The sequence below is a fragment of the Corynebacterium sp. c8Ua_99 genome (assembly GCF_039907185.1).
Classification (GTDB): Bacteria; Actinomycetota; Actinomycetes; order Mycobacteriales; family Mycobacteriaceae; genus Corynebacterium; species Corynebacterium jeikeium_D.
This window is the reverse complement of record NZ_JASBOG010000002.1, coordinates 52,504-76,117: the sequence shown is the minus strand read 5'-3', so window position 1 is coordinate 76,117 and position 23,614 is coordinate 52,504. Positions and strand designations below refer to the sequence as shown.

The following is a 23,614-nucleotide window of genomic DNA, read 5'->3' as shown; positions in this document are numbered from 1 at the left end:
TAGTGCTCAGATTTCACGTAGCCACACATAGCTAGCAAAGGCTCCATCGGCACAAAGAATTAACGTGCTGTTATTGCGCCGTTAAGCCATTAGCAGACAGCGGGAGGGTCGAACCGAAAGCAAAGCTGCAAGTAGCAAATGCGCATACTTTTTGTCCTGCCGAAATGCGAGAACACCACACACCCCCGCACACAGTTCCGGCTATCGCTTTCAGCTACACCGACGAGAGCTGAAGATAGCGATAATTAAATTCATTATTTGTTAACCTCGCCGTCACCTAGTTAGCAATTAGCCTTTACCAATCTAAGAAATCATTAGACAGCAGGCTTCTTTGGCGTGCCTATTTTTGCTCTCTGTACGTAACTTAGAAAGGTGGAGCATGTCCTCGGCTCCAGCGAATACTAGTTCGTCGACCGGGACCACATCATCTGAGCAATCGAGCTCCTCAGATAAGTGGTGGCACCTCTTCTTCGGCGGGCTTCTCGCAATCAACATCGTAATTTTTGTCTTCTGGGCTTATGACTTTGTGGGCCCGCAGGCAAATACGGCAATCCTTCTGATTACCATCGCGTTCGCCGTCTTCATGGCGTTCAACATCGGCGGTAACGACGTTGCTAACTCCTTCGGTACTTCAGTCGGTGCCGGCACCCTGAGCATGAAGCAGGCGCTTGTTGTCGCTTCAGTCTTTGAGGTTTCGGGCGCCGTCCTCGCTGGTGGCGAGGTTACTGACACCGTCCGTTCCGGCATTGTGGACCTGAACGCAATCCACGGTTTGGACCCGATGGAGTTCGCCTTCATCATGATGTCCGCGCTTCTCGGCGCGGCAGTGTGGCTCCTCGTTGCCACCCGCATGGGTTGGCCAGTCTCCACTACCCACTCCATCGTCGGCGGTATCGTCGGTGCCGCACTGACGGTCGGTTTCATCACCGGCAAGGGTGGCTGGAGCATGGTCCAGTGGGATCAGATTGGTCAGATCGCCGTTTCCTGGGTCCTCTCTCCGCTCCTCGGCGGTTTGGTCGCGTTCCTCCTGTTCGGCGGCATTAAGAACTCGATTCTCGTCTACAACGACAAGGCTTCCAAGCAGCTGCAGGCCATCCACCAGGAAAAGGCGGACCTCAAGGCGCAGCACCGCGACGACTTCGAAAAGCTCCCTGAGCACGATCAGATCTCGTACACCAACGCGATGCTTCGCGACGCTACGACGATGCGTGACAACGACTGGACTCCGGATGACCTGGAGTCTGAGTACTTCCGCAAGCTCGTCCACATCGAATCCAAGGTTGATGATGTCCGCGCTCACCGTGCGCTGGAAGCTTGGGTTCCGGGTCTAGCAGCCCTGGGCTCTATTGTCATCTCCGCGATGATGCTGTTCAAGGGTCTGAAGAACCTTCACCTAGGGCTTTCCAGCCTGGACAACTTCCTGATTATGGGCATGATCGCCACCGCAGTGTGGCTTGCCGTTTACATCTTCGCGCGTACTTTGAAGCGTCAGGATTTGGATCGTTCCACCTTCCTGCTGTTCAGCTGGATGCAGGTCTTCACCGCTGCTGCGTTCGCTTTCTCCCACGGCTCGAACGACATCGCTAACGCGCTTGGCCCGTTCGTGGCAATTCTGGATGTTCTCCGTACCAACGAGATCTCTTCCGAGTCCGGCGTCCCGCTGGCAGTCATGACCACCATGGGTGTCGCTCTCATCTCCGGTCTGTGGTTTATCGGCCGCTTCGTTATCAAGACCGTCGGATCCGGCCTGACTGAGATTCACCCAGCATCGGGTTTTGCCGCAGAGCTTTCCGCTGCTGTGGTCGTTATGATTGCTTCCCTGCTGGGTCTGCCGGTTTCCTCCACCCACATTCTGATTGGTGCCGTTCTCGGTGTCGGTATCGTTAACCGTGCCGCTAACTGGAACCTGATGAAGCCGATTGGTTTGGCCTGGGTTATTACCCTTCCGGCCGCTGCAGGTATCTCGGCAATCACCGTTTCCATCCTCCGCGTCGTCTTCGGCTAAGCCCACAAAAGCACGCCACTTTTACCCCGGCGGTCACTTTCTAGTGACCACCGGGGTATTTTTACGTCTGGCGCTATCCAAGTAAGTTTGGCGCTATCCAAGTAACAAGTAATCTGAGGCCTACAGAATTTCGGCGTATCCTATAGGCCACCATGACTGCCCCAAGAAAACCTTTTACTCGCGCAGATAAATCCATTCGGGAATCAAGCTCCGACATCGAGATTCAACATCTCGGCCTTGTCGACTACGAAGAGACCTGGCACCTACAGGCAGACCTTGCTGCCAAGCGTGCGAAAGACCTAATTCCAGATCAGGTTCTCGTGCTTGAGCACCCGAGTCTTTACACAGCAGGAAAGCGCACCCAGCCGGAGGACCGTCCTACCAATGGGTTGCCGGTCGTCGATGTCGACCGCGGTGGCCGCATCACCTGGCACGGCCCGGGCCAGCTTGTGATGTATCCCATCATCAAGCTCGCTCAGCCGGTCGATGTGGTGGACTACGTCCGCAGACTGGAAGAAGCCCTCATTCAAACCGTTCGCCGAGCCGGCATCGCGGCTGCTGGCCGCATCGATGGCCGCTCGGGGGTATGGGTTCCCGCATCAAACGGACTGAGCGACCGAAAGATTGCGGCACTGGGAATCCGCGTGACCCATGGTGTAACCATGCACGGACTCAGTCTGAACTGCGACAACTCTATGGAGTTCTACAACTACATCATCCCGTGTGGCATCTCCGACGCTGGAGTGACCACCCTATCCCGGGAGCTTGACCGAGATGTTAGCGTGTCAGAGATGACAGAGTCGCTTCTGGCAGATTTGCAAGATGCTTTGGAAGGCCGTTTGACCGTTGCCGACCATTCCTTCGGCTCCGCGCCCGACCCCACGAAGGACCTGCCACACCGGGTGAAGCACAACTCCACCACCGGCATATTCGAGTACTCATCAACAAAAGAGTAGGATGAAACTGTGACTGTTAAGCCAGAAGGACGTAAGTTACTGCGCGTCGAGGCACGAAATGCCGAGACCCCTATCGAGAACAAGCCCCGGTGGATTCGCAACCAGGTTCGTCCGGGCCCCAGCTACAAGGACATGAAAAACCGTGTCTCGGGTGCCTCTTTGCACACGGTCTGTCAGGAGGCTGGCTGCCCGAACATTCACGAATGTTGGGAAGACCGCGAGGCCACCTTCCTCATCGGCGGCGATAAGTGCACCCGCCGCTGCGACTTCTGCCAGATTAACTCAGCCAAGCCCGACCCATTGGATAAGGATGAGCCGCGTCGTGTTGCGGAATCCGTCCGCGAGATGGGTCTTCGTTACGCCACTATCACCGGTGTCGCCCGCGACGATCTGCCCGACGGTGCATCCTGGCTCTACGCTGAGACCTGCCGCCAGATCCACGAACTCAACCCGAATACCGGAGTCGAGCTCCTTGTCGATGACTTCCGTGGCGACGAATCTGCAGCACAGCAGGTATTCGACGCCAAGCCCGAGGTTTTCGCCCACAACTTGGAAACGGTGCCGCGCATCTTCAAGCGCATCCGCCCCGCATTCCGCTACGAGCGTTCCTTGGAACTCATCACTCGCGCTCGCGAAGCTGGGCTAGTTACCAAGTCCAACCTCATCCTGGGCATGGGCGAATCCTACGACGAGATCATCTCCGCTATGCAGGATTTGCACGATGCCGGCTGCGATATTCTGACAATCACTCAGTACCTCCGCCCCACTCCACTGCACCATCCAATTGAACGTTGGGTTAAGCCGGAGGAGTTCGTCAAACTCTCCAAGACCGCTGAAGAGATGGGCTTTGCCGGCGTCATGTCCGGCCCGCTGGTCCGCTCTTCCTACCGCGCTGGCCGACTCTACGCCCGTGCACTGGCGCACCGCGGTCAGGAACTGCCTGCGCATCTGTCCGCGCTTGCCGACGACAACGACAACAACCTCGCGCTTCAGGAAGCCTCGACTCTGCTCGACCGCTATGGCGCATCGGAGGATACGCCAGTCACTTCGACTATTCCGGCTTCCGAGAGGCCGACGGCCGCAGCGCCGTCGTAAAGCGAAACGGCGCTACGGCGCGGTCTATTGCCTAAAACTACATCGCATGCCCTAAAGTTGGTGATTATGGCGACCAATGATGCGAAAGAAATGAAGAAGGCGAACCGCGCCGCCAAGCGCGCTCAGCGTAAGCAGACTCGTAGCCAGATGTGGCAGGCGTTTAAGCTGCAGCGCTCGCGGGACAACAAGCTCGTGCCTTACATGGCGCTGGGCTTCTTCGGTCCAATTATCCTGCTGTTACTGCTTGGTCTGCTCATTGGTGGAGTCTGGCCCTGGGTTCTGACGATTATTGGTATCTCGATCGGCTTTATGGTCGCGATGTACATCTTCTCTAAGCGTCTTGAGGCGTCCTTCTACACAGAGGCGGAAGGCCAGGCCGGCGCTGCGGCGTGGACGCTGGACAATATGCGTCAGGGCGTTGGCTATGTCTGGCACGTCAAGACCGGTGTTGTCGCTAATCAGCACATGGATGCTGTTCACCGTGTTATTGGTAACGCCGGTGTTGTGCTGGTCGGTGAAGGTGATCCGAACCGCGTCAAGCAGATGATTGCTCGTGAGAAGAAGTCGCTGGCACGCATTGCGGGCGAAGCGCCGATTTACGACATGATTGCTGGTAGCGACGAGGGCCAGGTCCCGCCGAAGAAGCTGCAGCGCGAACTCATGCGTTTGCCGCGCAACCTGAATAAGGATCAGGCCAACGCTCTGAATGAGCGCATCCAGTCGATGGACCGTATTCGCGATGCGCGCGCGAACATGCCCAAGGGTCCAATGCCGAAGGGCGCTAACCCACAGGCCGGCATGAACCGTCGTGCGCGCCGTGCCGCCAATCGCGGCAAGAAGCACTAGAGGTTTTAGCTAGGTTTCACCAGGGTCGGTTGCTCGGGCAACCCGCCGAGGGGCAATCTAGGTTGAAGCAGAAAAAAGGGGCTTTCGGGCCCCCTTTTTTTGTGCTTTAAAGCTTTAAAACGATGCCTAAAGCCATGTCTTCACACACAGTTATTGATGTCTTGTTGAAGTGATTGCTCTCACTTATCACGCTGTCAGCAAAGGTCGTATCCTTGCTGGAAACAATGCTTAATGAAGATTACTGCTAGTTGTGCCACCATGGGATATGTGCAACTCTTGGCTGAAAATGAACTCTTAGCGCTTCTAGTGATTTTGTTTCTTGGCCTGGCAATTGGCCAGATCAAGATCTTCGGCTTCAAGCTTGGCGTGGCTGCCGTCCTCTTCGTCGGCCTTATCCTCGCGACTATTGAGCCGGAAATTCAAATCTCCCCGTTGATTTACATCGTGGGCCTGGCATTATTCGTCTACACCATCGGGTTGGAGGCGGGCCCCGAGTTCTTCAGCTCGTTACGCTCGCGCGGTATCAAGCACAACCTGTTCGGCATTGGTGTGCTCGCAGTTGTCACTATCGAGTCTTTCTTGCTGATCAAGTTTTTGCCTATCGACCCGGTGGAGGGCGCAGGCGCCTTCACAGGCGCCCTGACCAACACCCCGGCTATGGCCGCAATCGTCGATGCTCTTCCTAGCCTCATTTCGGATAAGGGCGAGCTGGCCGCTGCCCACGATATGCCGGTGATTGGTTACTCCCTGGCCTACCCAATCGGCGTGCTGGCAGTGATTGCCTCTATCGGTATTATGTCGAAGGTCTTCCGCGTCGATCACGACCAGGAAGCTATTGACGCAGGTGTCGCCGCGCTTCCGCTACATACTCGGGACATCAAGATTCTCAAGGACGACCTGCCTTCCATCACTGACCTTCCGTCGAAGTTCGGTTTGGACATTACGGTTTCGCGCATTGAGTACAAGGGCCACCTCTACATTCCGTCTCCGGGTGACACTGTCTCCGTCGGCGATATTATTTCCGTCGTCGGTACAGAGGAAGAAATTGCTCGTGCCGCCGAGTACATTGGCGAGCTTATGCCGGGTGATCCGACACACGACGGTCGCCTGGACTTCCGTCGCATCTTCGTCTCTGCATCTGACGTGGTCGGTGTACCCATTGCGGAACTTCAGACTCGCATGGACGGCATAATCATTACGCGTATTCGCCGCGGCGACCACGACATCGTCGCAGAGCCAAACATGCGCCTAGAGCTTGGTGATCGCGTCCGCGTAGTTGCACCGCCAGAGAAAATCAAGGACGCAACAAAGTTCTTCGGCGACTCCTACAAGAAGCTTTCCGACGTCAACCTCTTGCCCCTCACCCTTGGGCTTACGCTGGGTGTCTTGGTGGGTCTCATCAAGATTCCGCTTCCGGGCGGCAGCTCGCTCGCCCTGGGATCCGCTGGTGGTCCACTGGTTGTGGCGCTGATTCTGGGTGCTGTCGGTCGCACTGGCCCGTTGGTCTGGCCTATCCCCTACTCGGCCAACCTGGCGTTCCGCACCATGGGTCTAGCACTGTTCCTGGCAGGTATCGGCACCACTGCCGGTAAGGGATTCCAGGCTGCGTTGTCTGACCCGGCATCACTGACAGTTCTGGGTCTTGCCGCCATCATCGCGTTTAGCTCCGCACTGTTGACCCTCATTGTCGGTCACCGTGTGCTGAAGATTCCATTCGGCCAAACTGCGGGTATCCTCTCGGGCTTGCAGACTCACCCGGCAGTGCTCTCATACGTCAACGACCAGGCCAAGAACGAGTTGCCGGCAATGGGATACACAACGGTGTATCCAATGGCCATGATCATGAAGATTATTCTCGCCCAGGTCCTGGTCGTGTTGGTGCTATAGCGCTAACCCAAAATGACGGCCGTGCCAGTGGCACGGTCGTGCATGCCGCGCATATCCGAGTCGGTGATTGCTGGCGGCAGCAAGAAAAGAGTAAGCAAGCTGCGGAAGAAGGCACGAACAAAGCCAACTCGCTCGCCGGGCTTGTCCACGCGAGCGACACCCATCTTCATCATCCACTGGCCCGGAGTGCGGGCGAACAGCCAAACCGACACCGTGCCAATAATGAGGAAGACAACTGGCGAATAGGTCGCAAGGAATGACTGCCAGGCGATAAACGAATCCCCGAACTGGTCAATCTGCGCCTCGCTCGGGCCGAAGAACATCGAAAAAGCGCCGGCAATCATCAAGGAAATAATCCAGTCAATGAGAATGCCGCCGACGCGACGCATCAACGTCGCTTGCGATCCTGGGCCATCGGGGGCAAGACCCAATGCCTGGCCGGGATAGTCCGAGAGCTTGTCCGGATTATCGAACTCTCCCGGAATCTGAGGGCCATCTAGCCAACTGTGCTTTTCTTCCATGTGTTCATAGTCTAATGCAGCAATCCGGCTATCAAATCACGGGCTGGGACAGCCATTCAGCGCGTGCGGGGGTAATCCGGGGGCGATGTTGCGTCGCCTTTTCCATTTTCTTATCAGCACGGGAGCTAAAGGCGCGTCGTAAAGCGTGTGTGACATGAATGCGCAGGGTATTGCCTTGTTTCCACAAATAGATAACCTGCTCCCTATTTGCGTAACCTGTTCCGTATTGGCGAATTTCTCACGCACCATGCCAGAAATTCGTGGTTCTAATTCCAGAATGAATGCGTGGTTCGTTAAGCTTGAAGGCGTCAACCGGCCAGTCCTTGACAGCGCGGCAGGTGCACGAAACATCGTGCAAGAATTCCCTACTGCGTACTAAACAAGGCCAACTAAGGAGACCGCACATGTCCTTCAAAACTCCCGAGGAAGTAGTCGCGTATATCAAGGAAGAGGGCGTCGAGTTCGTCGACGTCCGCTTCACGGATGTTCCCGGCATCGAGCAGCACTTCACCATCCCGGCATCCGCATTTGACGAGGACGCGATGGCCGAAGGCCTGGCATTCGACGGTTCCTCGATTCGTGGTTTCACTTCCATCGACGAGTCCGACATGGCACTGCTGCCCGACCTGAGCACCGCGCGCATTGACCCGTTCCGCAAGGCAAAGACCCTGAACGTCAAGTTCTTCGTCCACGATCCGTTTACCCTCGAGCCGTTCTCCCGCGACCCGCGCAACGTCGCGAAGAAGGCGGAGGAATACCTCATCTCTACCGGCATCGCCGACACCTGCTTCTTCGGCGCTGAGGCGGAGTTTTACATCTTCGACAACGTCAAGTTCGAGACCGACACCAACCGCGGCTTCTACGAAGTTGATTCCATCGAAGGCTGGTGGAACCGCGGCAAGGACCAGAACCCGGACGGCTCTGCAAACCTGGGTTACAAGACCCGTCTAAAGGGCGGCTACTTCCCTACCGCTCCGTACGACCACTACCAGGACCTGCGCGACAAGATGTGCCTGAAGCTCGCTGACGCCGGCTTCGACCTGGAGCGCGCCCACCACGAGGTCGGCACTGGTGGCCAGCAGGAGATCAACTACAAGTTCAACACGATGTTGCACGCTGCAGACGACCTGCAAACCTTCAAGTACATCATCAAGAACACCGCCTGGGAAGAGGGCAAGTCCGTCACCTTTATGCCGAAGCCGCTGGCTGGCGACAACGGCTCGGGCATGCACGCTCACCAGTCGCTGTGGAAGGACGGCAAGCCACTGTTCCACGATGAGGCCGGTTATGCAGGCCTGTCGGACATCGCTCGCTGGTACATCGGCGGCATCCTGCACCACGCAGGTGCGGTACTGGCCTTCACCAACCCGACCCTGAACTCCTACCACCGCCTGGTCAAGGGCTTCGAGGCTCCGATCAACCTGGTCTACTCGCAGCGCAATCGCTCTGCCGCTGTTCGCATTCCGATCACCGGCTCCAACCCGAAGGCAAAGCGCATCGAGTTCCGCGCCCCGGACCCGTCGGGCAACCCGTACCTTGGCTTCGCTGCCATGATGATGGCCGGACTGGACGGCGTGAAGAACCGCATCGAGCCGCACGCTCCGGTCGACAAGGATCTCTACGAGCTCCCGCCGGAGGAAGCTGCCGACATCCCGCAGGCTCCGACCTCTCTCGAGGCCGCACTCGAGGCCCTGCGCAATGACCACGAGTTCCTGCTCGAGGGCGATGTCTTCACCGAGGACCTCATCCAGACCTACATCGACTACAAGTACGAAAACGAGATCGAACCGGTTCGCCTGCGCCCGACTCCGCAGGAATACGAAATGTACTACGACTGCTAAAGTTTTCGCTTCACGACGGCCACAGCAAGCACCCCCCATTGCTCCTCATGGCCGCCCAACGAGCTTGTTAGATGCCGCCTGACCACAGTTAATGTGGTCAGGCGGTTTTTCATTGCGGTCATGCTGGCTGCGGGCGCCTGGGCCCGCATACGCGCGCGTATGTGAGCACGAATTTGTGCGCGGTTCCGGGCCACTCCCCTGAACAGGGTCATACACCACCACAAAAGGGCCGCGACCCCTGCACGAGTAGAGTTGCACACTCTCCGCCCCAGTCTTATCGATGCAATATTCACTTGTCGATGCGCTATATCGTGGCCATAAGTGAACAGCGCATCGACAAGTGACAGGGTGGGGAGGATACCGTGCGCATAAGTGCCGGACAGCCGTCGATAAGTGACGAAAAATCGTCGATAAGTCAAGGAAAATCATCGATAAGTGCCAGGAAATTGGCCATACGTGCGAGGGTGGCGCTAGGGACAACACGAGGGACGGATGCGAGGGACACCGCAAGGGGGCGGACACCAAGAGCGGATGGGGCATGCTGCGAAGGTAGGATGCCAGGCAATCACGCCCGTTGAACCAGAAATGTGTCGCAACTTAATGACATGTGACAAAGTTCATAAACATTGATGCGTGGGAGGATAATTCACTCATCTGTAATCGTTCTCAAAAAGTATCAATTGTGCATGTCGAAGTAGTTATTACGGGCAACTTATTGACGGAAGTTGGGCTCTGTCGCTGTGACCGTCGTAAAGCGGGAATGTCGTGCTGAAAACTGCGTAAACGCCCCTACGCTGTGGTTTTTCCGTATGGTGGTACGCCATACCCCTCGGAAATGGCGACTCGAGAGCCCACGCCGAGGCGATTTGATTGATTCTGGAGAGCATGCATCTGGAATTTCTTAAGCAGAGCCGCCGCATAGGGTGGCCGATGAACATTAAGAAGGATTTGAGCATTCTTGACTAACGAAAACGCTGCCAACCCAGAAAACTCAACTCGCATTGATTTTCTCTACCTCAGCGAACCGGACATGGTTGAAGCTGGTGTCACGGATTTCGCCAAGTGTGTTGAGACCATGGAAGAAACCCTGATTCTGCTGGCTGACGGCGACTACCGCATGGCCGGTGCTTCCGCTAACTCCCACGGTGCCCAGATCAACTTCCCGGATAACCCAATCCATGAGGGTATGCCGGCAAATGGCCCTGACCGTCGTTTCATGGCAATGCCCGCTTACCTCGGTGGTCGCTTCAACGGCGCAGGTGTGAAGTGGTACGGCTCCAATGCCGATAACCGCCAGAACGACCTGCCACGTTCGATCCACCTGTTCATTCTCAACGATGCAATTACGGGTGCCCCGAAGGCTGTCATGTCGGCAAACCTCCTGTCGGCATACCGCACTGGCGCTGTTCCGGGTGTCGGCGTCAAGCACCTTGCCGTCGAAGACGCCGAGGTCGTTGGCATCATTGGCCCGGGTGTTATGAGCCGCACCATTCTCGGCTCTGCCATGTCGCAGCGTCCGGGCATTAAGAAGGTCAAGGTCAAGGGCCGCTCCCAGGCCTCGACTCAGAAGGCTGTCGATTGGATTAAGAACGAGTTCCCGCAGCTGGAAGAGGTCCGTATCGTCGAGACCGAAGAAGAGGCCATCCGCGACTCCGACATCCTCATCGCCGGCACCTCGACTTCCTCCGATGGTCCGGCCGGTTTCCCGTACTTCAAGAAGGAGTATCTGAAGCCCGGCGCGCTGCTGCTCATGCCGGCCGCTGCACGCCTCGACGACGACTTCGTGCGTTCCGACGACTGCAACCTCGTCGTTGACTACACCGGCCTGTACGAAGAGTGGTTCAACGAGAACGGCCCAGACGTGACCTATGAGCGCTTGCTCGGTATTCCGGGTAACCGCTGGTGGGACATGAAGGAAGAGGGCACCCTTCCCGCCGAGAAGCTTGTCAACATTGGTGATATCGCTTCCGGTAAGGCTCCGGGTCGCCAGAACGACGAGGAAATCTTCTGCTACTCCATCGGAGGCATGCCAGTCGAGGACGTCGCCTGGGCCACCGATGTCTACGACAACGCCCTGGCAAAGGGCATCGGCACCAAGCTGAACCTGTGGGATGTTCCGCTGCTGAAGTAGTAGTGACCAGTAAGTTCGACAACACGATTAGTAAGCTCAACAAGCTAGACGCGAAGTAGGCGAGTTTTACCAATGGGTAAGTTCAAACCCAGCAGTGACCAGACAACTCCGGAAGGAATCCAACGATACATCCGGGACAATGACATTCGCTGGGTAGACGTCCAGTTCACCGACGTTCCCGGCATCGAACAGCACCTAACCGTTCCGGTATCCGAGTTTGATGAGGACTCCGCTTACGAGGGCCTTGCCTTCGACGGATCGTCCATTGCGGGTTACACCTCGGTGGATAACTCCGACATGATGCTGCTGCCCGACCTGGACACGGCTTTCATCGACCCGTTCCGCAAATCGAAGACGCTGAACATGAAGTTCTTCGTCCATGACCCGCACACCCGCGAGCCATTTAGCCGCGACCCGCGCAATATTGCCCGTAAGGCCGAGAACTACCTGAACGAACTGGGCTTCGCCGATACCTGTAATTTTGGCGCTGAGGCAGAGTTCTACATCTTCGACTCCGTCCGCTACGACTCCAGTTCAAACAAGTCATTCCACGAGGTGGACTCGGTTGAGGGCTGGTGGAACTCCGGTGTGAAGGTAAACCCGGACGGATCGCGCAACCTCGGCCACAAGGTGCGCACCAAAGGCGGCTACTTCCCTACTGCTCCGTATGACCACATGCAGGATCTTCGTGACGAAATCGGCGAGCACCTGCAGGATGTTGGCTTCCATGTTGAGCGCTCCCACCACGAGATGGGCTCCGGCGGTCAGCAGGAGATTAACTATCGTTTCAATACCCTGCTGCACGCCGCCGATGACATGCAGACTTTCAAGTACGTGGTGAAGAACACCGCCAAGTTCAACCAGAAGTCCGCTACCTTCATGCCGAAGCCGTTGGCCGGCGATGGCGGCTCTGGTATGCACATCCACCAGTCACTGTGGAAGGATGGCAAGCCACTATTCCACGATGAAAACGGTTACGGTGGCCTGTCCGACATGGCGCGCTACTACATTGGCGGCATCTTGAAGCACGCCGGTGCAGTCCTGGCTTTCACCAACCCGACAATGAACAGCTACCACCGCCTGGTTCCGGGATTCGAGGCTCCCGTCAACTTGGTCTACAGCCAGGAGAACCGCTCGGCCGCCATCCGAATCCCGATTACCGGCGCAAACCCGAAGGCCAAGCGCATCGAGTTCCGCGCTCCGGACCCGTCGGGCAACCCGTACTTGGCTTTCACCGCCGCAATGATGGCTGGTCTCGACGGCATCAAGAACCGCATCGAGCCTGGCAAGCCGATTGACAAGGATCTCTACGAGCTGCCACCAGAGGAACTCAAGGACGTCCCCACCGTCCCGCATTCGCTGGAGGGTGCGCTGAAGGCGCTGGAAGAGGACCACGAGTTCCTGCTTGCCGGCGATGTCTTCACACAGGATCTCATCGACGCGCATATCCGCTACAAGTTCGAGCAGGAGATTATGCCGGCACGTCTGCGCCCGACGACGCAGGAGTTCGAGCTCTACTACGACTGCTAGCATTCGCCCCGTAAAGCTCGCTTGACGACGCCCACACCGCTACCCCACCTAACCGTCTTGGGGTAGCGGTGTTTTTAGCTGGGGCATACTTTTTAGTCGGCACATTTAGTAGAGCTAGCACCACTGCGAACTAGACGGATCAGGGCTACCCTTGATTGTTATGAACAACAAGTCACTGACCCGTTCCACCAATAACAAAATGGTTGCAGGTGTGCTCGGTGGATTCGCTGAGTATTTCAACTGGGATGCGACTTTGCTGCGCGTTATATTTGTCGCGTCTTTCCTGATGCCTGGTCCGCAGTTTCTTCTCTACCTCGCAGCATGGATTATCATGCCGAAGGAAACTTACGTATAAGCGCGGTCGACCGAAAAATGCCTAAATAGCCATACCTTGGAGTTTTTATCTGATGAGCGACGCCGCTCCCGAAAAGTCCACCAAGAAAACTTACCGCTCGCGTAATGACCGCCTCCTCGGTGGCGTCCTCGCAGGAATCGCGGAAAGCCAAGGCTGGGATATCACTTTCACACGAATGGTCTACATCATCCTTCCCTGCGTTGGATCGATGATTGGCTGGAAGATTGGCGCTGGGTTCCTAGCTCTTTACCTCTTGGCCTGGTTCGTCCTGCCAGATGGCGAGTACACGCTTGACGACGATGCTCGCGGCTCCAACCCCGCAGGGAAAGAAAATAAGCAATAAACGTCAAGCTTAATAAGATTGATACCTTTCCGTTACTCGCAACGCCCTCACCAGCACTATTCCAATTTCGCAATCACGCAAATTCGGTAACAAATAGTGCATAGAGTGCACAGATTCACGCTATTTGACTTGCGCAAGCCTCAGAATTACCTAGTGTTCCTTCTGTACGGCTTTAAAGCCACGCCCTCTTCCAATGCCTGATATTCAAAAGAATTGTCAATTTCTCTTTGAATTTAATTCTGGCGAATAGTGGAAGATGCCAATAATTGAATAGGTAACTTAGTTAGCTCTCAAGAAAGTGGTTTTGAAATGCAGAACAAGAAGATGACCCGTATCGCTACCGCAATCGTCGGCTCCGCCGCCCTACTCGGCGGCCTGGCTGCATGTTCTTCCGATGATGCACAGGATGCTGCTAACAACGCCAAGGATCAGGCGGGCCAGGTAGCAACCGACGCCACTGATAAGGCTGGCGACGCTATGGACGGAGCTAAGGACAAGGCTGGCGAGGCTGCTGATGGCGCTAAGGACAAGGCTGGCGAGGCTGCTGATGGCGCTAAGGACAAGGCTGGCGAGGCTGCTGATGGCGCTAAGGACAAGGCTAACGAGGCTATGAACGGTCTGGGGCTGGGCGACGCTGCTGGCGAGGATGTGGCAGAGGCTGACCTGCCTGAGTCCATCACCGAGGCAGCTTCTTCCTTCACCTCCCCGTACGATTCTGAGGCTGGCGAGTTCAAGTCCGCTAAGAAGGTCGGCGACGCGGTTGCCGCTGAATACGAGAACGTCACCTTCGTTGAGTCCCCAGAGACTAATGGTGCACAGCCGCTGATCGGTAAGATTCGCGAGACCTGGGTTGCCAACGGTGCACTGGCAAACGAGATTGGTCTGCCGACCGCACCGGAGTCGGAGATTGAAAACGGCTGGGAGCAGCCGTTCACTAAGGACACCATGAAGTGGACCTCTGAGGACGGCCAGAACTACTCCGACTCCTACGAGAACAAGTAGTTCTACACGAACCGAAAGATTTTGAGCGTGCCGGGTGGCACGCTCTTTTTCTTTCCCCCTAGCTAGTTAAATCCCCCTTTCCCCTAGTCAAAAACGCCAGAGGCACCGCGCCGATGTGCGCCAACAATGTTGATATCGACAATCCCCACGGCAGCCATTGATGCAAGGACCGTGGTGGGGCCTACGAACTTAAAACCAGCTTTCTTCAATGCCTTGGCAAGCGCCTTGGACTCCTCGGAGTAGCTGGGCACCTCTTCGATTGAACGTGGCTCGGGAGACTTCTCCGGTTTAAACGACCACATCAACTCGGCTAAGCCTCCGTTTTCACGCAGAGCAATCGTCGCCGCGGCGTTATTGATTACCGCGGTAATCTTCCTGTGATTCCGAATGATTCGTTCATCATTCATCAATCTTTCGACATCTTCGTCATCGAAATCAGCAACCGCATCGGGGTCGAAGTTCGCGAAGGCTTCCTGAAACGCGGGCCGCTTCTTCAGCACTGTCTCCCACGACAACCCCGCCTGAAATACCTCCAGGCTGAGCCGTTCGAATAGTCCTTGCTCATCGCGCACCGGCATCCCCCACTCGGTGTCGTAGTACTCTCTCAGCAGCTCACTGTGAGCAGCCCATGCCGGTCGAGCCAATCCATCCTCACCGATGATGAGCCCATTGTTTTCCGTGTAGTCCGATCCAATTTTCATCAGTCTTTCCAATCCCCCAATTCCGGTTTGACTTAGCTGAGCACCGCAGGTCTTAATTCTTATGCTTGTGTTGACGCCCAACCAGAGCGCCATACACCAGATCCAGCGTCGGCGTTTCCACTTTCGCCTTCTGCCCCATCCGGCGGATTGCGCCAATCTGGGCATCGAGCTCATTGGTAAGTCCCGCGGTGTAGTCGCGCTGCATCGACGAGGTGTTGTCGTACCCTTGAGCATCAGTAAAGGCCAAGGTCCGCGACACGATGTCCTCTGGCAGCGCAACGCCGCAGGCTCGACCGACTGCCTCGGTTTCTTCAAACATCCGCGTCAAGCTGTCGCGCATTTCCGAACGCAAGTAACCAATCGGACTATCAGCCAGGGCACCTAGGGCACCGAGGTTAGCCACGAACATCGCTTTTGCCCAGATATCGACCCAGATATCCGGGAGCTGTTCGCCACCGAGCCCAGCCATGTGCAATGCCTCGATAACTGCCCCGACCAGGTCATTAGTGGAGTCATCGAATGTGCCGATGTTCAGGCTCATCGGTCCTGGTCGGAAGGTGACTTCTGCCGGGCCAGTGTGGATAAAGAAACCGCGGATAACACCCGGGAACACCTTGTCCTCACCGAACCGCCCCGCTGCCAAATAAGGGATTTCCACCGAGTTATGGGTGGTCACCACTGCTGCACCAGCCGGAACTTGCGGGAAAGGATCGTTGCCCGGCAGCGCCTTGGTTGCTGCAATCACAACATCGACGTCGACGCCATCGGCAGTGAGTTCACCCCAATTGTCGGCTGCTTTGACGGGGATAATGCTGCGTTCCCCGTGCTCGTCGATAAGCGTGAGCCCCACCTCACGAAGACGTGTCAGGGTCTCGCCGCGGGCGAGAAAGACGACATCATAACCCGCTTGCACGAGGCGACCGCCAAACCAGCCGCCGACAGCTCCTACACCTAAAACTCCAATCCTCATAGCTGCCACCTTACGACTTCCGCACTGAGCGCGAAATAGGTTGCATGCGGTTGTCCACAGGCAATCCAGGCTATCCCCAAATGTGAAATTTGAGCTTGATTTACTACCTTGTCAAAACTATGTAAAGCGGAGTAGGGTCGAAATTAATAGATATCAACCCAGGGTTGTTACTCTTTTGAGGCAAGACCTGAGGCCCACAGTTTGTGGCGCCTCGGGTCTTTTTGCGTTTAACGGCCCTGCTTACTGTGAAGGAAGGTCACGATGGGGTCGTCAAAAGATTCCAGCGCGAGGGCAATAGTTGAAAACCTCGGTGGACCCGGAAACATCACAAGCATGACGCACTGTGCGACGCGTCTGCGTTTTGAACTCGGTGATGTCTCCAAGATCAACGAGGACAAGATTGACAAGGTGCCGGGCGTACTCGGTGTCGTTCACCAGGGCGATAACCGCTACCAGGTCATCTGTGGCGGTGGCGTCGAATCGATGTACACGGCAATTAAGCATCTACCGGAAATGAAGGGCGCCGGCGCAGTCGCCACTAAGTCCGACGCAGACGTTAAGGCAGAAGCTCGCTCGAAGGCACGCGGCAAGTACTCCTGGTTGGACAACTTCTTCGAGTACCTCTCCGATTCGTTCCGCCCAATCCTGGGCGTGCTGTTGGGCGCATCGCTGATTATCGCTATTGCCGCGGTTCTCGACGGTCTGAACATCGTCGACTTCCGCGCTGAGGATAAGTCCGCTACTTGGATCTTTGTTGACGCCATGTGGCGCAGCGTCTTCTACTTCCTGCCAATCATGGTCGCCTACAACGCAGCGAAGAAGCTGCGGGTAGATCCATGGCTGGGCGCAGCCATCATGGCTGCCCTAATGACGCCGGAGTTTATGAGTCTGCAGGATACCGATCGCTTCTCGGACACCATCAAGACAGTCAACGAGGAACTCGGTACCGAAACTTTCACCGCCAACATCTTCGGCCTGCCAATGCAGCTCAATGACTACGGCGGACAGGTCTTTGTACCGCTGATCATGGTCGCCATCCTGGCAGTGGTCTACCACGGTTTGAAGAAGATCTTCCCGGAGAATGTGCAGATGGTCTTCGTGCCGTTTATCTCCATGTTGATTATGATTCCGCTGACCGCTTTCCTCATCGGCCCACTGGGAATCTGGCTGGGTAACGGCATCGGCTCCGGCCTGGCATGGATGAACTCGAACGCACCGTTTGTGTTCGCAATTCTCATCCCGATGCTCTACCCGTTCCTGGTGCCACTGGGTCTGCACTGGCCACTGAATGCGCTGATGCTGGTCAATATCCAGACTCTCGGCTACGACTTCATCCAAGGCCCGATGGGTGCCTGGAACTTCGCCTGCTTCGGAGCAACTGCCGGTGTGCTGGTTCTTTCCATGCGCGACCACGACACTCAGATGCGCCAAACTGCAACGGGTGCACTCGCTGCCGGTCTCTTCGGTGGTATCTCCGAGCCGTCCCTCTACGGTATTCACCTGCGCTTCAAGCGGATCTACCCACGCATGCTGCTCGGTTGTTTTGCCGGCGGTCTGACTATCGCCATCCTGTCGGCTCCGTTCGGTGGTGTGACAACCAACGCCTTCGTCTTCACCTCCCTCATCACCACTGTCGTGTTCAAACCGATGTGGGTCTACCTGATTTCCGTCGCCGTGGCATTCTTCGTCGCCATGTTCGCCATCATTCTCACCGACTACCGCACGCCGGAAGAGAAGGCTGAGGCCGAGGCCGCACGCGCCGCAGAGCTTGACGACGAACCCAGCGACGCCACCCCACACGCTGCCACCAGTGGCTCCGATTCGGCTCCAGCTGAGGCTTCCGGTGACGCTGGTACCAACGCCGAGGCTGCCGCACCGGCTGCTGCGGCAGCTGGCGCCGGTGGTGTCGCAACTGCCGTTGATACCAAGCCTGTACAGGTGCAGGCCCCGGTTGCCGGTGAGGTTGTCAGCCTTGCCGAGGCCGGCGACGCGGTCTTTGCCTCCGGTGCTCTCGGTGACGGTGTCGGTATCAAGCCGACCAGTTCTACCGTGGTCGCACCCGTATCGGGCACGTTGATGACTGTGGCAAAGACCGGTCACGCCTTCGGTATTAAGACCGATGACGGTGTAGAGGTACTCGTCCACGTCGGTATCGACACGGTCAAGATGGCCGGTGAAGGCTTCGATGTCCAGGTTTCCAAGAAGCAGCACGTCGAGGCCGGCGATGTTCTTGCCGAGGTCGATTTCGACAAGGTCAAGGAAGCTGGCTACCCAACCACGACACTGATGACCATCACCAATACCAAGAAGCTGACCAAGGTTTCCCCGGTCACCGGCATCTCCGTCCAAGCCGGCGACACGGTCATCGAAGTTCAGCCATAATTGATTTCTAGAAGGCATACCGGCCTGAAATCCCTCAACTTATGGAGGAGTTCACGGTTACCGACATGGAAATCCTGAGAGTATTCAATAACAACGTGGTTCTGGCCAAGGACGCGACCGGCGAGAAAATCATCACCGGCCGCGGCATTGGCTTCAAGGCCCGCCCGGGGCAGCCGGTTGATTCGAGCAAAGTTGTTCGCATCTTTGTCCCAGCGGAAGGCCGTGATCCGGACCATATTGCCACGATGCTCACAGAAATTCCGCTGGCTCACATGACTCTTGTGACCGATGCGGTAACCGCAGCCGGCCTGCCGGAATCAATGACGAAGAACGCTTCCCTCCTTGTGGCGTTAGCCGATCACATTGGTTTCGCCATCATGAGGGCAGCTAACGGGCAGCGAGCAGATTACCCGCTGCTCGCGGAAGTCAGCCAACTTTATAGTGAAGAATACGCGCAGGCGCAGGCGATTTTGTCGCATATCAATCGCGCTCTCAATGACCGTCGTATAGCACCATTGCCCCGTTCCGAAGCAGTGGCTATTACGTTGCACCTGGTCAACGCCGGGTTTGCCACGGGTGATTTGAGCTTCACCTACACCATGACGGGCGTCCTGCAGCAGCTGCTCACAATCATTGAAAGTGATTTTGGCATCACGCTGGAGCCAGAGACTGTCAATGTGGGGCGCTTCATCACACACCTGCGCTACCTGTTCGTCCGGATTGCCAAGCATGAGCAGTTGAAAGATCACTCCTCCGCTATTGGCCAGGCCATCCGTGACTCCGCCCCAGAGGCGTTTCGCTGCGCACAGCGTATCTCCGCAGTCATTGAACTGCGTCTGGGGTCGGGGTTGACGGAAGACGAAGTTTCCTACCTCACCCTGCACATTGCACGCATTGTGCAGGCAGCGGCTGTATCTCCCACCGCCTCCAGGGTTTCCCGGAGCGTTCGCGACGTTGATGCTAAGCAAGCACCAGCGGGCGGCGCACCCGCGGTGGGATGTACAGGCACTGTGCCTGAGTCAGAACATTTCACATATTCGACCCGAAAGGATTCAACCATGATTACTCGTACCGCTACCATCGGTTCCTCCGTAGGCCTGCACGCTCGCCCGGCTTCCCTGTTCACTCAGGCTGCTGCTGAGTACGACTACGACATTGTCATTTCCCTTGACGACGAAGAGGCCGATGCCGCCTCGATCCTGGAGGTCATGACCCTCGGCGCTAAGCACGGCGACGAAGTCACGCTGAGCTGCGAGGACGACTCCGCAGCTGCAGCTCTGGACGAGCTTGCAGCCATGCTCGAGCGCGACCTTGATGCCGAGTAAGCCCAGCTAGAACGCTCCTGGATAACACCACGGCACACCACGACCGACGAGTATCCCCGCAGAGGTCCCGAAAAGGAGATCGGAAGCAATGAACGAGCAGCACACTGTCATCTATGGCATCGGTGTCTCGACCGGTACGGCCAGCGCTGAAGTAGTAAAGGTACTCCCCGCCCCGGGAGTTGATACTCAAGAGCCGTCGTCGACCGATCCCGTCGCCGATGGTGAGCGCGTCCGCGCGGCGATGGCCAACGTCGCAGAGTCGCTGAAGAAGCAGGCTGAGCACTCCAGCCCGCAGGCACGCCCGATTCTGGAGGCCACTGCGCAACTGGCTTCCGATAGGGCGCTCGCCAAGGCCGTGGTGAAGAAACTCAAGGCGGGCTCCGGCATCACCCAGGCCGTTCACGATGCCGTTGAAGACTACGCGCAGCTCCTAACCAGTCTCGGTGGCTACATGGCTGAACGTGTCACCGACCTCTACGATGTTCGCGACCGCACAATTTGCGAGCTGCGTGGCCTGCCAAAACCGGGCGTCCCGGATGTCTCCACCCCAACTATTCTGCTTGCCGACGATCTCGCGCCCGCCGAAACCGTGGGTCTTGACCCCGGGTTGGTCGTAGGCATTGCCACCGCCGGTGGCGGGCCGACCAGTCACACGGCTATCCTCGCAGCACAGCTGGGCATTCCAGCCGTCGTTAAGGCGAAGGGCGTCATGGAACTCGAGGCCGGTACCTTCGTCGCCATTGACGGCGGCGCCGGTGAGGTAATTGCGAATCCGACCGCCGATGAGGTCGCCGCGTTGGAAGAGCGCGCTCGACGCCGGGAAGCAGCCCTGGCGCAGTCTGTGGGCGCAGGCAAGACCGCTGATGGGTACCCCGTGAATCTGCTGGCCAACATTGGTACGGCGGAGGATGGTGAGTCTGCAGCAGCGCAGGACAATGAGGGCACCGGCCTGTTCCGTACTGAGTTCCTTTTCCTCGACCGCGACAAGGCTCCGAGTTTGGAGGAACAAACGGAAACCTACACTCGTGTGCTGAAGGCATTCGGTGAGCGACGCGTGGTTGTGCGCACGCTGGATGCGGGTGCGGATAAGCCGCTGAGCTTTGCCGACCTAGGCGAGGAAGAAAACCCGGCGCTGGGTCGCCGCGGACTGCGCCTGTCGCAGGCTCGGGAAGATTTGCTGGATACGCAGCTGGATGCACTCGCCGCTGCGTTTGACGCCACCGGCCGTAAGGCTGACCTGCGGGTTATGGCTCCGATGATCGCAACGGTCGAAGAAACAAAGTGGTTTGCAGACAAGGCACGGGAGCGTGGCCTGCCGAAGGTCGGCATCATGATTGAGGTCCCCGCAGCAGCAATTCGCGCGAAGCAGCTGCTGTCCATTGTGGACTTTGCCTCCATTGGTACTAACGACTTGTCGCAGTACACTATGGCGGCCGACCGTATGCAGGGGGCTCTGGCGGATCTCCTATCGCCATGGCAGCCGGCTGTGCTGCAAATGATTAAGTCCGCATGCAAGGGCGGCAATGCTACCGGCAAGCCCATTAGTGTCTGCGGTGAAGCCGGCGGTGACCCGCTGCTGGCACTGGTCCTGGTGGGACTCGGCGTGAGCTCGCTGTCCATGGCTTCCAAGAAGGTGCCGGCCGTCCGCGCCGCTCTCCGCCTCCACGACCGCGCTACCTGCCAGCAGATGGCAGCATACGCTGTCGATGCCGAAACTGCAGCCGATGCGAAGGCCGCAGTGACCGCGCTGGTGGATCCGAAAGTGAAGGATCTGCTGTAGAGCAGACGGAATTAGTACTAAGCCTGGCGTACACACGCTGTCAGCGTAAACGTGTGCGCCAGGCTCTTTCTCTTTTGTTCGCTGCCCCATCACAGGCAGCAAACTTTCTGGGAAATTTCTTGATTTTCCCTCTCTCGAACGCCCCATTAGGATAAATAGAGTGCCTTCGTCGGCACCACCAACGCCGTCGAAGCCCCTTAATAATTCAAATAAAGACGGCTCATACAAGCCGCAACTTAATTCACGCATCAGGCTCCACCCAGCCCGTGAAAATTCACAATTTCACATTAAGAGTGTCAGTTTTCGACATCGTGGCCTTTCATCTACATGGGCACACGAACTGCAATTGCGCTGCTGTAACGGGCGTTTGCGCCACCGCAGCACAGGCAACAACGGCGTCGCCACAGCAGCTTGCAGCATCGCCCTTGACCTTACGGGCGACACTAATTTAGAAAGAACACAATTCTCATGACCAAGTCGAGCGGAGTGGAGTCCCCGAAGTCTTTCGCTTCCATTATCGTTGTTACAGCTCTCATGCTGTTTTCGATGTTCTTCGGCGCGGGCAACCTCATCTTCCCGCCGAAGCTCGGAGTGGATTCCGGTACCAATTTTGGCCCCTCAATCACCGGCTTCCTGCTCACCGGTGTGGCGTTGCCAGTTCTGGCCATCATCGCCATCGCCATTTCAGGCAACAACCTGCGTGACCTAGCGTTTCGCGCAGGCCGCATCTTTTCCTTGGGCTTCCCGGTAATCGCATACCTTTCCATCGGTGCTTTCTACGCTCTGCCGCGTACCGGTGCCGTGTCGTACGAAACCGGTGTCCAGCCGATTTTCGGCAGTGATTCACTGGCCGTCGCTGCGGCCTTCTACTTTGTTTTCTTCGGTATCGCCTTAGCATTGGCGTGGAATCCGAATGAGATTGTGTCCAAACTGGGCAAGATTCTCACTCCGGCTCTGCTGATTCTCTTGGTTGTATTGGTTGGAATGTCGGCATTCAAATTCGATGCCGCTCCAGCTGCGCCAATTGAGAAGTACTCCTCTACCCCATTTGCCTCCGGCCTAGTCGAGGGCTACCTCACCATGGACTCCATCGCCGGCCTGGCATTCGGCATTATTGTCATTTCTGCCCTCCGCGTCAGCGGTGTCCCAGAGGGCAAGCGTATGGTTCGCGGCACAATGATCTCAGGCCTGTTCGCCGGCATTTTGCTGGCCATCATCTACTTGGGTCTGGGCTATGTCGGCCAGGTGCTGCCGAATGCCGCCTCCTTCGATAACGGCTCGGGCATTCTCGCAGAGGCTTCCAAGCTGGCCATGGGCCAGGTCGGACAGATTGTCTTCGGCCTCATCGTTCTGCTCGCATGTATGACCACCGCTGTCGGCCTGATTGCCGCCACCAGCGAGTTCTTCAACCTGCTACTTCCGGGCATCAGTTACAAGGCCTGGGCGATTATCTTCACGGTCATGTCCTTCGTAATGGCAACACAGGGGCTGTCTCAGGTACTGGCGATTGCCGCGCCGATTATCACCTTTATTTACCCGCCGGCTATCACTCTGATTGCACTGACTCTTCTCGACCCGGTCATTTCCTACTCCTTCAAGCTGCATTACACCTACCGCCTGGGCGTCTGGGTTGCCACCATCTGGTCGGGTATCTCAGTACTCTCCGGTTTGGGTGTCGGTGGTTCTGCTTTGGCGGACTTCCTCAGTCTCGTACCTGGTCAGACCATCGAGTTCGGATGGTTCCTGCCGACTCTGGCAGCGACGGTGATCGGATACGCAATTGACGTCGTCACGCGAAAGCAGCGCGCAAATCGCCCGGCGAGTGTGCTTGCCGACGAGACCGTTGCAGAAGAGGTAGCCGAAAAGGCGTAAAACCACACCCGGTTATTTGCGTTGCATAACGTAAATACCGCACGCTAGAGAAGTAAATTCCATCCGAACAAG

The 23,614-nt window shown here is 56.9% G+C and carries 18 protein-coding genes and 1 pseudogene; 16 read left to right on the top strand and 3 right to left on the bottom strand.

Annotated elements, in window-relative coordinates:
• The first annotated feature begins 379 nt into the window (after positions 1–379).
• The 5 genes from QKE19_RS01685 to QKE19_RS01665 all read left to right on the top strand — a co-directional run bounded on the left by QKE19_RS01685 (position 380) and on the right by QKE19_RS01665 (position 6,789).
• Positions 380–2,005: an inorganic phosphate transporter gene (locus QKE19_RS01685; RefSeq protein ID WP_016423042.1), complete on the top strand. Its 1,626-nt coding sequence runs from the start codon at positions 380–382 to the stop codon at positions 2,003–2,005.
• A gap of 152 nt (positions 2,006–2,157) precedes the next feature.
• The gene (gene lipB / locus QKE19_RS01680) at positions 2,158–2,961 is read left to right on the top strand and encodes a lipoyl(octanoyl) transferase LipB (protein WP_048732570.1); all 804 of its coding nucleotides are present in this window, start codon (positions 2,158–2,160) and stop codon (positions 2,959–2,961) included.
• A gap of 9 nt (positions 2,962–2,970) precedes the next feature.
• A complete protein-coding gene (lipA, locus tag QKE19_RS01675) occupies positions 2,971–4,056 on the top strand; it encodes a lipoyl synthase (RefSeq protein ID WP_070546245.1) in 1,086 nt (361 codons plus the stop codon).
• A gap of 66 nt (positions 4,057–4,122) precedes the next feature.
• Positions 4,123–4,902, top strand: a complete 780-nt coding sequence (locus QKE19_RS01670; protein WP_005511046.1) for a DUF4191 domain-containing protein — start codon at positions 4,123–4,125, stop codon at positions 4,900–4,902.
• Between the two features lie 267 nt (positions 4,903–5,169).
• A complete protein-coding gene (locus QKE19_RS01665; protein WP_172954657.1) occupies positions 5,170–6,789 on the top strand; it encodes an aspartate:alanine exchanger family transporter in 1,620 nt (539 codons plus the stop codon).
• Positions 6,790–6,791: 2 nt separating this feature from the next.
• Here QKE19_RS01665 and QKE19_RS01660 read toward each other — a convergent pair whose 3' ends face one another.
• A complete protein-coding gene (locus QKE19_RS01660) occupies positions 6,792–7,310 on the bottom strand; it encodes an RDD family protein (RefSeq protein WP_016423046.1) in 519 nt (172 codons plus the stop codon).
• Between the two features lie 404 nt (positions 7,311–7,714).
• Between QKE19_RS01660 and glnA (QKE19_RS01655) the strand changes: the two genes are divergently transcribed.
• The 6 genes from glnA (QKE19_RS01655) to QKE19_RS01630 all read left to right on the top strand — a co-directional run bounded on the left by glnA (QKE19_RS01655) (position 7,715) and on the right by QKE19_RS01630 (position 14,512).
• Complete coding sequence (glnA, locus tag QKE19_RS01655; RefSeq protein ID WP_048732575.1) at positions 7,715–9,151, top strand: type I glutamate--ammonia ligase; 1,437 nt, start codon at positions 7,715–7,717, stop codon at positions 9,149–9,151.
• A 958-nt stretch (positions 9,152–10,109) separates the two neighbouring features.
• A complete protein-coding gene (locus tag QKE19_RS01650) occupies positions 10,110–11,282 on the top strand; it encodes a tyramine oxidase subunit B (protein ID WP_048732577.1) in 1,173 nt (390 codons plus the stop codon).
• A gap of 72 nt (positions 11,283–11,354) precedes the next feature.
• The gene (glnA, locus tag QKE19_RS01645) at positions 11,355–12,812 is read left to right on the top strand and encodes a type I glutamate--ammonia ligase (RefSeq protein ID WP_048732579.1); all 1,458 of its coding nucleotides are present in this window, start codon (positions 11,355–11,357) and stop codon (positions 12,810–12,812) included.
• A gap of 160 nt (positions 12,813–12,972) precedes the next feature.
• Entirely contained in the window at positions 12,973–13,167 is a 195-nt protein-coding gene (locus QKE19_RS01640) for a PspC domain-containing protein (RefSeq protein ID WP_048732581.1), read from the top strand.
• 52 nt (positions 13,168–13,219) lie between these two features.
• Positions 13,220–13,510, top strand: coding sequence for a PspC domain-containing protein (locus QKE19_RS01635; protein ID WP_049170200.1), 291 nt, complete (start codon positions 13,220–13,222; stop codon positions 13,508–13,510).
• Between the two features lie 309 nt (positions 13,511–13,819).
• A complete protein-coding gene (locus QKE19_RS01630) occupies positions 13,820–14,512 on the top strand; it encodes a YtxH domain-containing protein (protein WP_347890199.1) in 693 nt (230 codons plus the stop codon).
• An 83-nt stretch (positions 14,513–14,595) separates the two neighbouring features.
• Here QKE19_RS01630 and QKE19_RS01625 read toward each other — a convergent pair whose 3' ends face one another.
• The gene (locus QKE19_RS01625) at positions 14,596–15,213 is read right to left on the bottom strand and encodes a DNA-3-methyladenine glycosylase I (protein WP_070438607.1); all 618 of its coding nucleotides are present in this window, start codon (positions 15,211–15,213) and stop codon (positions 14,596–14,598) included.
• A gap of 52 nt (positions 15,214–15,265) precedes the next feature.
• Positions 15,266–16,183 carry a 2-dehydropantoate 2-reductase gene (locus tag QKE19_RS01620; protein WP_049189583.1) on the bottom strand — a complete coding sequence of 306 codons (918 nt, stop codon included), beginning with the start codon at positions 16,181–16,183 and terminating at the stop codon, positions 15,266–15,268.
• 261 nt (positions 16,184–16,444) lie between these two features.
• Here QKE19_RS01620 and QKE19_RS01615 point away from each other — a divergent pair, with 261 nt between their 5' ends.
• From QKE19_RS01615 to brnQ, 5 genes and pseudogenes are all read left to right on the top strand, one after another.
• Positions 16,445–18,565 carry a glucose PTS transporter subunit IIA gene (locus tag QKE19_RS01615; RefSeq protein ID WP_049189584.1) on the top strand — a complete coding sequence of 707 codons (2,121 nt, stop codon included), beginning with the start codon at positions 16,445–16,447 and terminating at the stop codon, positions 18,563–18,565.
• A gap of 41 nt (positions 18,566–18,606) precedes the next feature.
• Positions 18,607–19,446: pseudogene (locus QKE19_RS01610) on the top strand (PRD domain-containing protein); the annotation flags it as partial.
• A 177-nt stretch (positions 19,447–19,623) separates the two neighbouring features.
• A complete protein-coding gene (locus QKE19_RS01605; RefSeq protein ID WP_224433282.1) occupies positions 19,624–19,890 on the top strand; it encodes an HPr family phosphocarrier protein in 267 nt (88 codons plus the stop codon).
• Between the two features lie 88 nt (positions 19,891–19,978).
• Positions 19,979–21,670: a phosphoenolpyruvate--protein phosphotransferase gene (gene ptsP / locus QKE19_RS01600; RefSeq protein ID WP_049189586.1), complete on the top strand. Its 1,692-nt coding sequence runs from the start codon at positions 19,979–19,981 to the stop codon at positions 21,668–21,670.
• Between the two features lie 468 nt (positions 21,671–22,138).
• Positions 22,139–23,542, top strand: coding sequence for a branched-chain amino acid transport system II carrier protein (gene brnQ, locus QKE19_RS01595; RefSeq protein ID WP_070549801.1), 1,404 nt, complete (start codon positions 22,139–22,141; stop codon positions 23,540–23,542).
• The last annotated feature ends 72 nt before the right edge of the window (positions 23,543–23,614 follow it).

Bases quoted from the DNA above. Each gene is read 5' to 3' on its own strand.
- QKE19_RS01685 (WP_016423042.1), top strand. From the start codon at position 380: ATGTCCTCGGCTCCAGCGAATACTAGTTCGTCGACCGGGACCACATCA.
- lipB (WP_048732570.1), top strand. From the start codon at position 2,158: ATGACTGCCCCAAGAAAACCTTTTACTCGCGCAGATAAATCCATTCGG.
- QKE19_RS01670 (WP_005511046.1), top strand. From the start codon at position 4,123: ATGGCGACCAATGATGCGAAAGAAATGAAGAAGGCGAACCGCGCCGCC.
- QKE19_RS01660 (WP_016423046.1), bottom strand. From the start codon at position 7,310: ATGGAAGAAAAGCACAGTTGGCTAGATGGCCCTCAGATTCCGGGAGAG.
- glnA (WP_048732575.1), top strand. From the start codon at position 7,715: ATGTCCTTCAAAACTCCCGAGGAAGTAGTCGCGTATATCAAGGAAGAG.
- glnA (WP_048732579.1), top strand. From the start codon at position 11,355: ATGGGTAAGTTCAAACCCAGCAGTGACCAGACAACTCCGGAAGGAATC.
- QKE19_RS01640 (WP_048732581.1), top strand. From the start codon at position 12,973: ATGAACAACAAGTCACTGACCCGTTCCACCAATAACAAAATGGTTGCA.
- QKE19_RS01635 (WP_049170200.1), top strand. From the start codon at position 13,220: ATGAGCGACGCCGCTCCCGAAAAGTCCACCAAGAAAACTTACCGCTCG.
- QKE19_RS01630 (WP_347890199.1), top strand. From the start codon at position 13,820: ATGCAGAACAAGAAGATGACCCGTATCGCTACCGCAATCGTCGGCTCC.
- QKE19_RS01625 (WP_070438607.1), bottom strand. From the start codon at position 15,213: ATGAAAATTGGATCGGACTACACGGAAAACAATGGGCTCATCATCGGT.
- QKE19_RS01620 (WP_049189583.1), bottom strand. From the start codon at position 16,183: ATGAGGATTGGAGTTTTAGGTGTAGGAGCTGTCGGCGGCTGGTTTGGC.
- QKE19_RS01615 (WP_049189584.1), top strand. From the start codon at position 16,445: ATGGGGTCGTCAAAAGATTCCAGCGCGAGGGCAATAGTTGAAAACCTC.
- QKE19_RS01605 (WP_224433282.1), top strand. From the start codon at position 19,624: ATGATTACTCGTACCGCTACCATCGGTTCCTCCGTAGGCCTGCACGCT.
- ptsP (WP_049189586.1), top strand. From the start codon at position 19,979: ATGAACGAGCAGCACACTGTCATCTATGGCATCGGTGTCTCGACCGGT.
- brnQ (WP_070549801.1), top strand. From the start codon at position 22,139: ATGACCAAGTCGAGCGGAGTGGAGTCCCCGAAGTCTTTCGCTTCCATT.